This window comes from Nocardia nepalensis, assembly GCF_048910785.1.
Classification (GTDB): Bacteria; Actinomycetota; Actinomycetes; order Mycobacteriales; family Mycobacteriaceae; genus Nocardia; species Nocardia nepalensis.
This window is the reverse complement of sequence record NZ_JBKBET010000041.1, coordinates 201,332-215,061: the sequence shown is the minus strand read 5'-3', so window position 1 is coordinate 215,061 and position 13,730 is coordinate 201,332. Positions and strand designations below refer to the sequence as shown.

Below are 13,730 nucleotides of genomic sequence, written 5' to 3'. Positions count from 1 at the left end.
GCTCACGTACCGACTGTGGCAAGGGTCACTTTCGAGCTATTCGACGGTTCGGGGCGCAATGCCGCGTCAGGTGAGGCGTCACGGTGCTCGGCGAGTGCCGCGCGGGCGTGCGAGTGGGTGCCCGATCGCGAGGGTGGCGCGCTCTGCGAGTGGGGCTCGGGCGGTGGGGTGGGTGCTCGAGTGTGGTGGTGGCGCGCTCCTGCAATTTGTCCCCGGCGCTGCGGTCGATGCCGAAGGTGACCTCGGTGCCGAGGGGCCGCCTGCTCATCGCGGCCGGCGCGCGGACCGGCAGCTGGTGTCGCGCAGGCGCTGGGCCAGCCCGGGCGTCACCTGCCCGGTCGCGGCGAGGATCGGGATCGGCCACGAATTCTCTCTGGCGATCAATAGTCAGACGGCCGAGCTGGCGGCGGTGTTGTTTTCGGGGTTTTGCTACCCGCTGCGGCGGTGTGGGTGACTACCGTGGGCCCGTGCGCATGCGTCGGTGGGTGATAGCGGGCGGGTGGATCGGTCTGCGTGCCTTGCCCGATCGGCTGGCGGCTCGAGGTTGGTTCGCCGTCCTGACGGCGGTGATCGTGCTGATCGGCGTGACGGGACCGGCTCCCGCCGAGCCGATCGCCGCCGACGTCGTCACCATCGAGACCGGTCAGTTGCGCGGCGTGCTGGCCGCGGATCATCGGTTGTTCGCGGGCATTCCCTACGCCGCCCCGCCGGTCGGTGAATTGCGTTGGCGGGCACCGGCTCCGGCCGCGTCGTGGCCGGGGGTGCGCGATGCCGTAGTGGCCGGGCCGAGTTGTCCGCAGGACAGCAGCGTCTTCGGAGTGGTCGGAGCGGGCGCGACGAAGTCGGAAGACTGTCTGTACCTGAACGTTTCGACGCCACGCGGTTTGCCCGCGGACGGCCGCCGGCTACCCGTGCTGGTATGGATCCACGGCGGCAGTTTCACCAGCGGCTCCGGCGACACCTACGGTGCGGATCCGCTGATCGCACGCGGTGACGGCGACCTCATCGTGGTCACGATCAACTACCGCCTCGGCGCGCTCGGTTTCCTCGCCGCCTCCTCGCTCGACGACGGCTCGGGGGCAGGGAATTACGGCTATCTGGATCAGCAGGCCGCCTTGCGCTGGGTGCGGCGCAATATCGCGGCCTTCGGCGGTGATCCGGATCGGGTGACCCTCGCGGGTGAGTCCGCGGGCGCGGCATCGGTGTGCGCGCAGATGGCCGCGCCGAGCTCGCGTGGACTGTTCCGTGCCGCGATCATGCAGAGCGGTCCGTGCTCGGTCGGCGTGCCGGTCGAGAAGGCGGCGGCCGACGGCGACGTGTACGCCGCACGTCTGGGCTGCGCCGGACCCGAGACCGCGGCCTGTCTGCGCGCGCTGCCGTTCGACAAGTTGGCGAGCAATCCCAGCACCGCGACCGTCTTCGGGGGACCGTTCCTGCCGACCGGCCCACAGGCGGCCCTGCGCAACGGTTCCTTGGCCGAGGTCCCCACCTTCGTCGGTGCGAACAACGACGAGATGGCGCTCTGGGTGTACCTGAAATACGGTGTGCCCCTGGGTACGCCGCTGACCGCGTCCGGCTACCGGGACGCGCTGGCCGCCGCCATGCCCGACCTGACGCCCGAGCAGATCGACCGCGTCGAGCAGGTCTATCCGGCCGCCGCCTACCCCCAGCCCGCGCTCGCCCTGTCGCGCGCCTGGACCGACCGCACCCTCACCACGCTGATCGGCGAATACGCCGCATTGAGCCCCCACAACCCCACCTACACCTACTCTTTCGACGATCCTGCGCCGCTCGCCCCACCGAACATCTTCCCGCTGGGCGCTTTTCACGCCAGCGAGCTTCCGTCGCTGTGGAGCCTGCGCGATCTCGGCTGGCTCTACGGCACCGCGCTGACCCCCGACCAACAACGCCTCGCCACCGAAATGCGCAGGTACTGGACGCGATTCGCCATCGACGCCCGCCCGAACCCAGCTGGCCTGGAACCGATTCCGGCCTACGATCCGTCGGCACCGCTGGTCATGTCCTTCCGCCCCAGCGGAAACCGCCTGATCGACTCCTACGCCGCCGACCACCGAGCCGAGTTCTGGGCCCCCTGCTGCCGCGCTGATCCGTAGTGCCGTCGTGCTCGAAATCGGTGCGCGCGAACTCGCGCCGGTGATCGAAGAAGCGAATATTGTCGCCCTCCTCTTCCAGCGGCCTGATCTCCGCATCGATGAATGCGTCCAATGCGTCCAAGGTGGCCCGGATATCACCAGGTGGGTTGTCGACGGCGAATCGGGCGGTAGGTCCGGGCATCGTCGCGCGGCTCCTTCATCGGGCGACCTCGAGTGGATATGCGAGGTCAGGCAGGTTGTAGGCCGCCGGTAGGGTCATGATACAACACTGTAAACTTCAGATCTCGGATTCGGAAGTGGGGTGTGGCGTGCAGTCGTGGTCGTCGATAGTGGCGGATGTGCGGCAGTGGTGGTGGATCTATCTGTCGATGCCGTTCATCGCGGGCGGGATCGGGTGGTTCACCAAGCTGATCGCCATCGAGATGATGTTTCGTCCGCTGGAGTTCGTGGGCGTGCGGCTGGGCCGAATCCCGTTGGGGTGGCAGGGGATGCTGCCGCGGCAGGCCGAGAAGATGGCGGGCATCGCCTACGACATGATCAGCACGAATCTGCTACAGCCGCAGGAACTTTTCGACCGGCTCGACGCGGATCAGCTGATCAAGGAGGTCGAGGCGCCGATGCGCCGGGCCGTCGACGATGTGGTGCGATCCATGGCGATCGACTACTACCCGGGACTGTGGGAGGCGATGCCGGAGGTGACCCGGCGCGCGTTGATCGGGCTGATCCAGTCCGAGACACCGAAATACGCCATCGCGGCGATCGAGGACGCCAAGCGCGATATCGTGCGCCTATTCGACCTGCGCGCCATGGTCGTATCGAATCTGACCGCGGATAAGGCGCTGCTGAACCGGATGATGCGCGATATCGCCGGGGCGCAGATGACGATGATTCCGAAGATCGGCTTCTGGTTCGGTCTGCTCATCGGCATCGGCCAGGCGATCATGTGGGCGTTGTTCCGCGAGCCGTGGCTGATGCCGGTGTTCGGTTTCGTCAACGGGTGGGTCACCGACTACATCGGGTTGCAGATGCTCTTCCGCCCGCACGAGCCCAAGCGGTACTTCGGAATCTTCACCTGGCACGGACTTTTCGCGAAGAACCGGCACGAGTTGATCCCGCAGTACGCGCACCTGATCGCCGCGGAGCTGCTGACGCCGGACAAGATCGTCGACGCGATTCTGAAGGGGCCCGCGGCGGACCGGGTATTCGAATTGGCCGCCAAATATGTCGATCGGGCCGCGGACGCCGCGCCCAGCCTGGCCAAACCGCTCGTGACGTTGACCGTCGGCACCGACCGGTGGCGGGAGATGAAAGCCACGGCGGCCGAACGGGTTTTCGCCTACGCCGAAGTCACCACCGCGCAGGCGCACGCCTACACGATGCAGGCCATGGATGTCGAGAACACCGTCATCGAACGGATGGGGGAGCTCTCACCCGCGCAGTTCGAGAATCTGCTGCGGCCCGCCGTGAAGGAGGACGAACCGACGGCGATCGCGGTCGGCGCCGTACTCGGCGGACTGGTCGGCGAGCTGCAGATTCTGCTCATCGAGCGGATCACGCTCGATCACTGGGCGTGGCCGCTGGGCCTGTTGCTGCACTGAACGCCGGATGCGCGGACCCGATGGCCCGCGCATCCCAACGACTTTCAGATCTTGCGGATGACCGTGACGACCTTGCCGAGGATCTGCGCGTCATTACCCGGAATCGGCTCGAACAGCGGATTGTGCGGCATCAGCCAGACCTCCTTGCCGGTGCGCTTGAACGTCTTCACCGTGGCCTCGCCCTCGATCATCGCGGCCACGATATCGCCGTTGTCGGCGACATTCTGCTGACGCACGACCACCCAGTCGCCATCACAGATCGCGGCGTCCACCATCGATTCACCGACGACCTTGAGCAGGAACAGCGAACCGTCGCCGACCAATTCGCGCGGCAGCGGGAACACATCCTCCACCGCCTGCTCGGCCAGGATCGGGCCACCGGCGGCGATCCGGCCGAGGACGGGCACGAAAGTCGGGACGGGCCTACCGGGTTCGACATCCTCGGTGGTGGGCAGGCTGGTCACCGCGCGCACCGCCTCGTCGAGGCCGCGAACATCCACGGCCCGTGGCCGATTCGGGTCGCGTCGTAGATAGCCCTTGCGCTCGAGGGAGCGCAGCTGGTGGGCCACCGAGGAGGTAGAGGTGAGTCCGACCGCATCGCCGATCTCGCGGATGCTCGGCGGATAGCCGCGCTCGCTCACCGAGGTGCGGATGACCTCCAGGACCTTGCGCTGACGCACGGTGAGATCCGCCCCGGTTCCGGACGGGTCGGTGCCAACTCCGCTCTCGTCGCCCGTGTCGTCTGTGTGGCTCACCGCAACCGCCCTTCGTGTGATGGATTTCGTCTACCGAATCTAGTCCGGTAACGCCGATGTATCAAACATCTGTTCGAGCATGTCGGCGTTTTCTGCTGACTTTGTCGTCCGGGCGTGGTAGAAATCGAACACAAGTTCTTCGAACATTTGATCGAACAGCTACCCCCATCGTCTCGCGACATACCTGAGCCCCCACCAACACCCCGTCACGGAGGTTTGTCCGATGAGCACAGCGATCAGCGCCCCGAGCGCCACCCTCGACGAGGCCGATGTCGACCTCGGCTTCGATTCCGTTCCGCGCGTTCAGCGCCCGCGTCGCGGCGGAGTTCGCGCCCTGGATAGCGCGCGCGTCACGGCGGATCGGGGGCCGCGCGGCAACAGGCCCGGCGCAGCGCTGGCGCTCTACGACCGAGGTCCGGTTCGAACGCCCGCGCTGCGCCATGCGCACGGGCCGCATCCGATGGAGCGGGTCGAACAGGCGCAGGTCGGTTTCGCGGTGCTGGCAGTGAGTGCGCTGTTGAGCGCACTGGTGGTGACGGCGTTGATCGGGTTGGCGCATTGGCGTGCCGGAACCTTCGGCGGTACGACCCCGGCGACGGTGCCCGCCGTGGTCGAACAGCAATCGGTTCCGGACGGCTCCGGTATCGCTGTGCCGCGGTAGCTCGTCGAAAGCCGGTGTGGCGGATTGGGACCGGTTGATCGGCCATGAAGGGTGGCCGAATTTGTCGATTGCAAACTAGAACATGTTGTTACTGTGCCTGAAAACGTGACCTAGGCAACTATGCCGACGAACGATTTCGGGACACCACGCAATGACGCATCGCCGCACCGCTGAACACGCTGTCCGCATTCTCGCCCGGCTCACCGGGCTGCTCGCCTGTCTTGTCTTCGGCCTCACCGTGATTCCGGCCGCGCAGGCGGCGCCCGCATACCAGGCATATCTGGATCTGCCCGCGCTCAACGGTGACGGCGCGGGCGGCGGTGGTCTGAATCCGGCGCTGCCACTGGATGAATCGACACTGCGCGACGCACTCGACCAGGCCAGGGCCGACGGGGTGGCGCCGAGCCGGTACGGCACACTGCTGCACCAGTATTGGCTGGTGGTCTCGACCCGCAATGCCGATATCGACCTCGCGGCCTGGGATCCGGCCCTCGGCGTGCGCGCCAACCAGCGCACCTTCAGCCAGGTCTACGTCAACTACTTCCGGTTGGCGAACCAGCATCAGGACTACTGGTGGGCGGGACTGGCCGGGATCGCGGGCGGCTCCTTCGCCTCCGGTTTCTTCGACCTCAGCGATATCGGCACGGTGCTCGATGTGCCGGGCATCCACCAGCTCGGCGATGCGGTCGCCGACCTGTTGCGCAGCACCCCACCGGAATTGGTGGCCAAGGTGCCCGCCGATATCCGGCTGCTGGCCACCGAGGGTTCACGGCTCAGCGCTGACGATGTCGCCTGGTACCAGACCCGGCTGATGATCATGCAGAAGCACATCTTCACCGACCTGGTCCCGATGCACGAGGCCTATGCCGCACTCGGGATGGCCGGAATCGACGAAATGTACGCGGCCGGGGTGATCGATGCCGATATCCGCACCGCCTGGCAGTCGATCGATTCGCACACCCGAGGCGGATATGTCGATGCGCTGATCCGCATGACCGATCGTGAGCAGAACCGCGTCATCGCCGACCAGTGGGACGTGACCTCGGCCGGTCGCGGCAAGATGGGCCGGGTGCTGACCTATGTCAGCACCGTGGCGGGTAAGCCCGCGGTTCCCGGCGTCCTCGCACCCGGTGTCTTCGCGCCCGCGACCGTCAGCGCCGATATCGGCGGGCGCACGGTCTCGCTGCGCACTCCGCTGCCGGACTTCAACTGGGCCGACCGCGACACCCGCTGGACCTACATCATGGGCGACCTGGCGCCGCGCCATATCGACATGGAAAGCAACCGCCCCTTTGCCGAGGTCGTTCTCGGTGAATCCTTCTGGAACAAGCTCGCGAACGGCCGGATGATCGCGCGGATTCCGGAACTGATCGCCGATCTCACGACGCAATGGCGGCTCGGATAACCGCCCGCGGACGGTATAGGTGGGACGGGTGAGACGGCTGATGACCCCTCCCGGGTATCCTGGAACCGATATGGACGTATAGGTCTAGACCCCTGTACACGTGCTCGCCGGATCGGACCGCCGAACCGGAGCCGATTCGGACGCGGGCGCGCGCATCGACGAAGGATCTCTCGGATGCATTGCCCCTACTGCCGACACCCCGACTCGCGGGTCGTCGACTCGCGTGAGGCCGAGGAAGGCGCGGCCATCCGCCGCCGGCGTTCCTGCCCGCAGTGTGGGAGACGATTCACCACGGTCGAGACCGCCATCCTATCGGTGGTCAAGCGCAGCGGCGTGACCGAACCGTTCAGCCGGGAAAAGGTCATCCGCGGTGTGCGCCGCGCCTGCCAGGGCCGCGAGGTCGCCGAAGACGCTCTCAACCTGCTCGCCCAGCAGGTCGAGGACGCGGTGCGGGCCAAGGGTTCCCCGGAGGTCCCAAGCCACGAGGTCGGCCTGGCCATCCTCGGCCCGCTGCGCGACCTGGACGAGGTGGCCTACCTGCGCTTCGCCTCGGTGTACCGCTCCTTCACCTCCGCCGATGACTTCGAACGCGAAATCGCGAACCTGCGCAAGCATCGCGAGGAAGCGACGGTCGCGGCGAGCGCCGACTGACCTTTTGGTCAGCGGCAGATGCCCCGCGGGCATGTGGCGCCGCGCCCACGCTCGGTCGTGGCCGCAGAACTGGCGCGCCTAGTGAGCCATGCGTTTGTGACGGGCCGTCAGCGACGGATGGCGGCGATGGCCTTTTCGATGCGTTTGGTGGAGACGGGGTAGGGGGTGCCGAGTTTCTGCGCGAAGAGGCTGACGCGGAATTCCTCGATCATCCACCAGATTTCGGTGACGTCGGGGGCGTGTTTGCGGGTTTCGGGTAGGGCGTTGACGAGGCGATCGTAGGCGGTGAGGGCGCGGTCGATCTCGACCATGCCCTGGCGGTCGCGGACCGCGGATCCGGGAAGCGATTCGAGGCGGGTGCGGGCGGCCTGGAGGTAACGGGGGAGTTCGCGCAGACGCGCGCTGCCCCATTCCGAAATGAATCCGGGGAAGATCAGATCGTCGAGCTGCTGGCGCACATCGTCGGCGATATCGCGTTCGGAGGTATCGGCGAGGGCGGACGAAACTTCGTGCGCCCCGGCCAGAACCGGCACCACCAAGCGCACTATGCGCGCCACGGCGGAGACGAATTCGGGACGTATCTTCGCGACCAATGCGTCGAATTGGCCCGGATTGCGCACCGGGCCACCGGCGGCGGCGATAAGTTCGTCCGCGGCGGCGGCGCGGCAGTCCTCGACGAGTGCGTCGAGCGAGCCGTAGGGATTCTGGCTCAGCGCAAGACGATCCCGCGGCGGCAGACTCGCGGTGACGGTGCGGACCGAGGTGGGAATCGCGGCCAACACCAATGCACGTGTGCCCGCGCGCATGGCGGCCGCCTGCTCGGCGGGGGAGCTGAGCACGCGGACCGCGACACCCTCGCCCTCCGGGACCAATGCCGGATAACCGGTGACCGTCTGGCCGGCGACCTCGCTGCGCACGGTCGGTTCGACCGTCCCCAGAGATTCCGAGGTCCACACCGTGGCCGGGGCTCGCTCCGCACCCGCGGTCGCGCGGGCGACCGAGGCCGAAACCTGCTCGGACAGTTTGGTCTTCAACTGGGTGAGATTCTTGCCGCGCGCCAGGGTCTGGCCGCCGGCGTCGATCGCCGCGAAGGTTATGCGCAGATGGTCGGGGAGCGCGGTCGGGTCGAGATCGCTCGGGGCGATGGTGACCGAACCGAGGCGCGACAGTTCCCTGGCCAAGCCGGCGCGCAGGGGTTCGGCGCGCGGGGTGAGCGCGGCGAGGGCGGCCGCCGCGAAGTCGGGTGCGGGAACGACGGTGCGGCGCAGGGCCTTCGGCAGTGTCTTGATCAGTGCGGTGGCCAACTCTTCGCGCATGCCGGGGACCAGCCAGTCGAAGCCGACGGCGCGCACATGCGCCAGTTGTTCGACCGGGATCCGCACCGTGACACCGTCATCGTCATTGCCGGGCTCGAACTGATAGGTGAGCGGGAAGCTCAGCTCACCTTGGCGCCAGGCGTCGGGGAAGTCGGTCGGGTCGAGCACCGCCGCCGCGTCATTGACCACGGTGTCGGTCGAGAAGTCGAGCAGCCCAGGGTCTTTGCGCTTGGCAGTGCGCCACCAGCTGTCGAAATGGCGCACCGAGACGATATCGGCGGGCAGGCGTTTGTCGTAGAACTCGAAGAGCACCTCGTCGTCGACCAGGATGTCACGGCGGCGGGCGCGATGCTCCAAATCGGCTACGTCGTCGAGGAGTTCGCGATTGCGATGGAAGAACTCGTGGCGGGTCTGCCACTCACCCTGAACCAGGGCATGGCGGATGAACAGTTCACGCGACAGCTCCGGATCGATGCGGCCGTAATCGACGGCGCGGCTGACGACCAGCGGCACGCCGTACAGTGTGACCCGCTCATACGCCCGCGCCGCGCCGCGTTTGGATGACCAATGCGGCTCGGAGTAGGTGCGTTTCACCAGATCCCCGGCCAGCCGCTCGGCCCATTCGGGTTCTACTCGCGCCGCCATCCGGCCCCAGAGCCGGGAGGTCTCGACGAGTTCGGCGGCCATCACCCAGCGGGGCGGCTTCTTCGCCAGCGAGGAACCGGGGAAGATCATGAACTTGGCATTGCGCGCACCGAGGAATTCGCGGGATTCCGCCTCGCGGACGCCGATGTGGGAGAGCATGCCCGCCAGCAGTGCCTGGTGGATGGCGGTCGAATCCCATGGGGTGCCATCGCTTTCGAGTTCCTCCGCGGTATCGGCACCGCGTCCGCGTTGCGTCGCCTGCGATCTCGATGCGGCGTTATCGCGTGCGCGGCCGCCCCGTCCGCTCCCACGACGGTTCGTTCCAGCGCCAGATGAGTCGGCCCCGCGCTGTCCGCCGCTCGAATCTCCCGCCCGAGCGGCCAGGGCGGTCCCGCCGGATCGCTTACGGCGCGAGCTGGTTTCGTCCCCATCCGAGCCTTCGCCGGACCACCCGAGCCCCCGAGTGATGGTTCGCAACTGCCCGTGCAGATCCTGCCACTCCCGGATCCGCAGGTAATGCAGGAACTCCTCGCGGCACATGCGCCGGAATTGATTGGACGACAGCGACTTGCGCTGCTCGGTCAGGTACTCCCACAACCGTAGGTAGGCGAGGAAATCCGAGCCCTCGACCACGAACCGCGCATGTTTGGCATCGGCGGCCTGCTGATTGTCCGCGGGCCGCTCGCGCACATCCTGAATGGACAGTGCCGCGACGATGATCAGCACATCCGCCAGACAGCCATTGCGGTGCGCCTCGACGAGCATCCGCGCCATCCTGGGATCGACCGGCAGCTGCGCCATTTCGCGCCCGGTAGCGGTGAGCGTCAGCGCGGCCGCGGCGTCGGCGCCGGCCTCGGGCCTGGCGAGCGCGCCCAATTCCTCCAGCAGCGCGATGCCGTCGCGAATGGCGCGCCGATCCGGCGCCTCCACGAACGGGAACTTCTCGATATCGCCGAGCCCCAGCGCGGTCATCTGCAGGATGACGGCGGCCAGATTGGTCCGCAGGATCTCCGGCTCGGTAAAGGCGGGCCGGGATTCGAAATCGTCCTCGGAGTACAGGCGGATGCAGATGCCGTCGGCGACGCGGCCGCAGCGCCCCGAACGCTGGCGGGCCGAGGCCTGCGAAACCTCTTCGATGGGTAGGCGCTGCACCTTCGTGCGCATCGAGTAGCGGGAGATGCGCGCGGTGCCGGGATCGATGACGTAGCGGATGCCGGGCACGGTCAGCGAGGTCTCGGCGACGTTGGTGGCCAAGACAACTCGTCGACCCGGATGCGGGGCGAACACTCGATGCTGTTCCGCTGTGGACAGGCGGGCATAGAGCGGCAGGATCTCGGTACGCGGAATCTTCAAGTCGCGCAACGCATCCGCGGTGTCGCGGATCTCGCGTTCACCGGATAGGAATACCAGCACATCGCCGTCGCCCTCGGCGAACAGTTCGCGTACCGCGTCACCGATGGCGTCGACCGGGTCGCGGTCCACGATCCGGGTGTCCTCATCGTCGTCATCGGCGGCGCCGGGTAGTTCGAGCGCTAGCGGCCGGTACCGGATCTCCACCGGATAGGACCGGCCGGAAACCTCGACAATCGGTGCGGGAGTTCCCGATTCGTCCGAAAAGTGCCGCGCGAACAACTCCGGATCGATGGTTGCCGAGGTGATGATCACCTTGAGATCCGGTCTGCGCGGGAGCAATTGCTTCAGATAGCCGAGCAGGAAGTCGATATTGAGGCTGCGCTCGTGCGCCTCGTCGATAATGATCGTGTCGTAGCGGCGCAGCAGCCGGTCGCGCTGGATTTCGGCGAGCAGGATGCCGTCGGTCATCAGCTTGATGAGCGTGCGATCGGAGGCTTGGTCGGTGAAACGCACCGTGTAGCCGACGATATCGCCCAGTTCGGTGCCCAACTCTTCGGCGATGCGCTCGCCGACGGTGCGCGCGGCCAAGCGTCGTGGCTGGGTATGCCCGATCGTGCCGCGAATGCCCCGGCCGATCTCCAGACAGATCTTCGGAATCTGGGTGGTCTTACCCGATCCGGTCTCGCCCGCGACGATCACGACCTGGTTTTCCAGAATCGCCTTGGCGATATCGTCGCGGCGCGCGGAGACGGGCAGCTGCTCGGGATAGCGGATTTCGGGTACCGCGGCGCGGCGGGCCTCGACGCGCTGCTCGGCCGCCGCGATCTCGGCCGTGATGCCGGTGAGATCGCCGCCGCGGGCCCGGTCCAGGCTTCGGCGCAACCGGTGTTCATCGCGGAGCGTTACGGCGGCCAGGCGGGTTCGGAGCTCGCGGAGATTCGCATCGGCTGTCCTGGTCATTGCGTTCACCAGGGTAGCGAAACGGATGCGTCGAATCCGAGCCGGGCGCGAGGATCCAGTGCGCACACCCTCAATCCGGGTGGTGACACCATTTGTCGACCGGCTCGGTCCACCGATCGCAGCGGTACTGATGTGGGAAGATCCGATGATGACAGCCGGTACCGCTCAACGGTTGATTCGTATCGCGCGCTTCGCCTTTGCCGTACCCGGCATCATGGCATGGTCTGGATACCGATCCGCAACGGCTTCTCCGCGGCCAGCTACTTCAGCCACTTCACCATCTAATCCAATGTGCTCGGCGTCATAGTTCTGCTGATCGGGGCCGTGCGCGACCCGCGTACGCGCCGCTGGCAGGTGATCCGCGACGCCGCTGCCCTCTATCTGCTGATCACCGGCGTCGTCTATGCCGTGCTGCTCGCCGAGGTCGACGCCATGCTCACTGACAGTGGATCAATGACGTCCTGCACCGCATTCTCCCGATCGTCGTGGTCCTGGACTGGATCCTGACCCTCGGCATACCCGCGCAGTCATCGGCGGCTGGCTCATCTACCCGGCCGCCTACGGCGCATACACCCTTATCCGCGGCCCGATCGTCGATTGGCGCCCGTACCTGTACCTGTGTATTAGCCCCCGTGAACAGGGCTGCGGCTCCCTCATCATCGGCTTGGTCATTCTTACGGGCGTCTTCGCCCCTACTCGCCGTAGGCGTCGCTGCCCTTGGTGAGCTGAGCGACCGACGACGTGATGTGGATGAGCGGGCACCGACGAAGCTACGGAGTTGTCGAGTCAAGGTGGAAACGTGGTGAGCAGACTCGCGGCTTTAGCCATGGGGTAGGCGCATCGAATCGAACATGTGAGCGATATGTAGTTGGAGGTCGTATAGTGTCGGGGTGGCCGTGACGCTGCGCAGCAACTCAAACGCGGTGTTCCAGTGTGCATTTCATGTGCAGATCATCAACGAAGTCGTCATTGAAAATGGAGCTTGGCTGGTCGAGTTCGAGACTGCGCAACGCTACGTCGAGCAGCAGAAGACCCGGTGATCCGAATGCTCGTTGGCCGCCGGTATCGTCTCGAACTCACCTGTGAACAGGCCGAATACGCCGAGCAGGTCGGTTCTATATGTCGGGCGGTATGGAACACCGGCCTCGAGCAACGCCGCGAATACCGTCGCCGTGGCGCCTGGATCAACTACGCGGCCCAAGCCGGTGAACTTGTAGAGGCGAAGCGGGAGCACCCCTGGCTGAAAGACGCGCCGTCGCATGTGTTGCAGCAGACGCTGATGGACCTGGATCGGGCTTGTCGGGAGCGTGGGACCTTCCGGGTTCGATGGCGTTCGGGCCGTGGTTGGTCACCGTCGTTTCGGTTTCCGGATCCAAAGCAGATCGTTGTGGAGCGGCTGAACCGCCGTTCGGGTCGAGTGCGGCTGCCGAAGTTCGGGTGGGTGCGGTTGCGGTGGTCCCGCGCGCTCGGTGGCACAATCCGGTCGGCGACGGTGAAGCGCGACGGCCAGCACTGGTATGTCACGTTCCTCGTCGAGGATGGGTGCGCCACCCCCGGTCAGCACGCACACCCGGACGCTGTAGTTGGCGTGGACAGGGGGGTCGCGGTGGGTGTGGCGCGGTCGGACGGCGTGATGCGTGACCGCCGGTTCCGTACTCCCGGTGAGGAGCGTCGGTATCGGAGATTGCAGCAACGGTTGGCTCGGCAGCGGAAGCGTTCGGGTAATCGTCGTAAGACGAACGCCGCTATGAGGAAACTGAAGCGGAGGGAACGCGACCGCCGTACCGACTTCCTCGCTTGGACCGCGAACCGGCTCACCGGCGGTTACGCGCTGGTGGTGTTAGAGGATTTGAGGACGCGGAACATGACGCGCACGGCCCGGGGCACACTCGACCAGCCGGGTGTGCATGTCCGGGCTAAGGCCGGCTTGAACCGAGCGATCCTCGACAAGGGCTGGCACGCCTTCGAGCTCGCCCTGAACAGCGCCGCCCGTTACACGGGTACTACGATTGTCAAAGTCCCGGCCGCGTACACGTCGCAAACGTGCTCGCGCTGCCGCAGCGTGGACCCCGAATCGCGTGAGAGCCAAGCACGGTTCCGGTGTACCGGCTGCGGGTACAGCGAAAACGCGGACGTGAACGCGGCCCGCAACATTCTCGCGGCCGGGCTGGCCGTGACAGCCTGTGGAGACCTCGGCGCCAGCCGGTCCGTGAAGCAGGAACCCCAACTCTTACGGGTTGGAATCCCTTAAGCAAGCGTGGGAGGAAGTCAA

Annotated in this window: 10 protein-coding genes and 1 pseudogene; 9 read left to right on the top strand and 2 right to left on the bottom strand. The window is 66.4% G+C overall.

What is annotated here, in order from left to right:
• Positions 1-473 precede the first annotated feature (473 nt).
• Positions 474-2,114 carry a carboxylesterase/lipase family protein gene (locus ACHQ4I_RS40845; protein ID WP_420777452.1) on the top strand — a complete coding sequence of 547 codons (1,641 nt, stop codon included), beginning with the start codon at positions 474-476 and terminating at the stop codon, positions 2,112-2,114.
• 338 nt (positions 2,115-2,452) lie between these two features.
• A complete protein-coding gene (locus ACHQ4I_RS40840) occupies positions 2,453-3,712 on the top strand; it encodes a DUF445 domain-containing protein (RefSeq protein ID WP_420777278.1) in 1,260 nt (419 codons plus the stop codon).
• A gap of 44 nt (positions 3,713-3,756) precedes the next feature.
• Here the strand turns inward: ACHQ4I_RS40840 and lexA are convergent, their stop codons facing one another.
• Positions 3,757-4,467 carry a transcriptional repressor LexA gene (lexA, locus tag ACHQ4I_RS40835; RefSeq protein ID WP_420777277.1) on the bottom strand — a complete coding sequence of 237 codons (711 nt, stop codon included), beginning with the start codon at positions 4,465-4,467 and terminating at the stop codon, positions 3,757-3,759.
• Positions 4,468-4,690: 223 nt separating this feature from the next.
• On the opposite strand from lexA, the gene ACHQ4I_RS40830 reads away from it, so the two are divergent.
• The 3 genes from ACHQ4I_RS40830 to nrdR all read left to right on the top strand — a co-directional run bounded on the left by ACHQ4I_RS40830 (position 4,691) and on the right by nrdR (position 7,184).
• Positions 4,691-5,128: a hypothetical protein gene (locus ACHQ4I_RS40830; protein WP_420777276.1), complete on the top strand. Its 438-nt coding sequence runs from the start codon at positions 4,691-4,693 to the stop codon at positions 5,126-5,128.
• Positions 5,129-5,279: 151 nt separating this feature from the next.
• Positions 5,280-6,533: a hypothetical protein gene (locus tag ACHQ4I_RS40825; RefSeq protein WP_420777275.1), complete on the top strand. Its 1,254-nt coding sequence runs from the start codon at positions 5,280-5,282 to the stop codon at positions 6,531-6,533.
• 174 nt (positions 6,534-6,707) lie between these two features.
• A complete protein-coding gene (gene nrdR / locus ACHQ4I_RS40820) occupies positions 6,708-7,184 on the top strand; it encodes a transcriptional regulator NrdR (RefSeq protein ID WP_420777274.1) in 477 nt (158 codons plus the stop codon).
• A gap of 107 nt (positions 7,185-7,291) precedes the next feature.
• Here the strand turns inward: nrdR and hrpA are convergent, their stop codons facing one another.
• Complete coding sequence (gene hrpA, locus ACHQ4I_RS40815; RefSeq protein WP_420777273.1) at positions 7,292-11,458, bottom strand: ATP-dependent RNA helicase HrpA; 4,167 nt, start codon at positions 11,456-11,458, stop codon at positions 7,292-7,294.
• A gap of 324 nt (positions 11,459-11,782) precedes the next feature.
• Between hrpA and ACHQ4I_RS40810 the strand changes: the two genes are divergently transcribed.
• The 4 genes and pseudogenes from ACHQ4I_RS40810 (at position 11,783) to ACHQ4I_RS40795 (ending at position 13,709) form a co-directional block, all read left to right on the top strand.
• A complete protein-coding gene (locus ACHQ4I_RS40810; RefSeq protein WP_420777272.1) occupies positions 11,783-11,965 on the top strand; it encodes a hypothetical protein in 183 nt (60 codons plus the stop codon).
• Positions 11,955-12,182 (top strand): Pr6Pr family membrane protein, encoded by a 228-nt coding sequence (locus ACHQ4I_RS40805; RefSeq protein WP_420777451.1) that lies wholly within the window; start codon positions 11,955-11,957, stop codon positions 12,180-12,182. Before ACHQ4I_RS40810 ends, ACHQ4I_RS40805 begins: the two co-directional genes overlap by 11 nt.
• 166 nt (positions 12,183-12,348) lie before the next feature.
• Positions 12,349-12,477 (top strand): annotated as a pseudogene (locus ACHQ4I_RS40800) (IS200/IS605 family transposase); the annotation flags it as partial.
• Between the two features lie 26 nt (positions 12,478-12,503).
• Entirely contained in the window at positions 12,504-13,709 is a 1,206-nt protein-coding gene (locus ACHQ4I_RS40795) for an RNA-guided endonuclease InsQ/TnpB family protein (protein WP_420777271.1), read from the top strand.
• Positions 13,710-13,730: the final 21 nt, after the last annotated feature.

Bases quoted from the DNA above. Each gene is read 5' to 3' on its own strand.
- ACHQ4I_RS40845 (WP_420777452.1), top strand. From the start codon at position 474: ATGCGTCGGTGGGTGATAGCGGGCGGGTGGATCGGTCTGCGTGCCTTG.
- ACHQ4I_RS40830 (WP_420777276.1), top strand. From the start codon at position 4,691: ATGAGCACAGCGATCAGCGCCCCGAGCGCCACCCTCGACGAGGCCGAT.
- ACHQ4I_RS40825 (WP_420777275.1), top strand. From the start codon at position 5,280: ATGACGCATCGCCGCACCGCTGAACACGCTGTCCGCATTCTCGCCCGG.
- nrdR (WP_420777274.1), top strand. From the start codon at position 6,708: ATGCATTGCCCCTACTGCCGACACCCCGACTCGCGGGTCGTCGACTCG.
- hrpA (WP_420777273.1), bottom strand. From the start codon at position 11,458: ATGACCAGGACAGCCGATGCGAATCTCCGCGAGCTCCGAACCCGCCTG.
- ACHQ4I_RS40795 (WP_420777271.1), top strand. From the start codon at position 12,504: ATGCTCGTTGGCCGCCGGTATCGTCTCGAACTCACCTGTGAACAGGCC.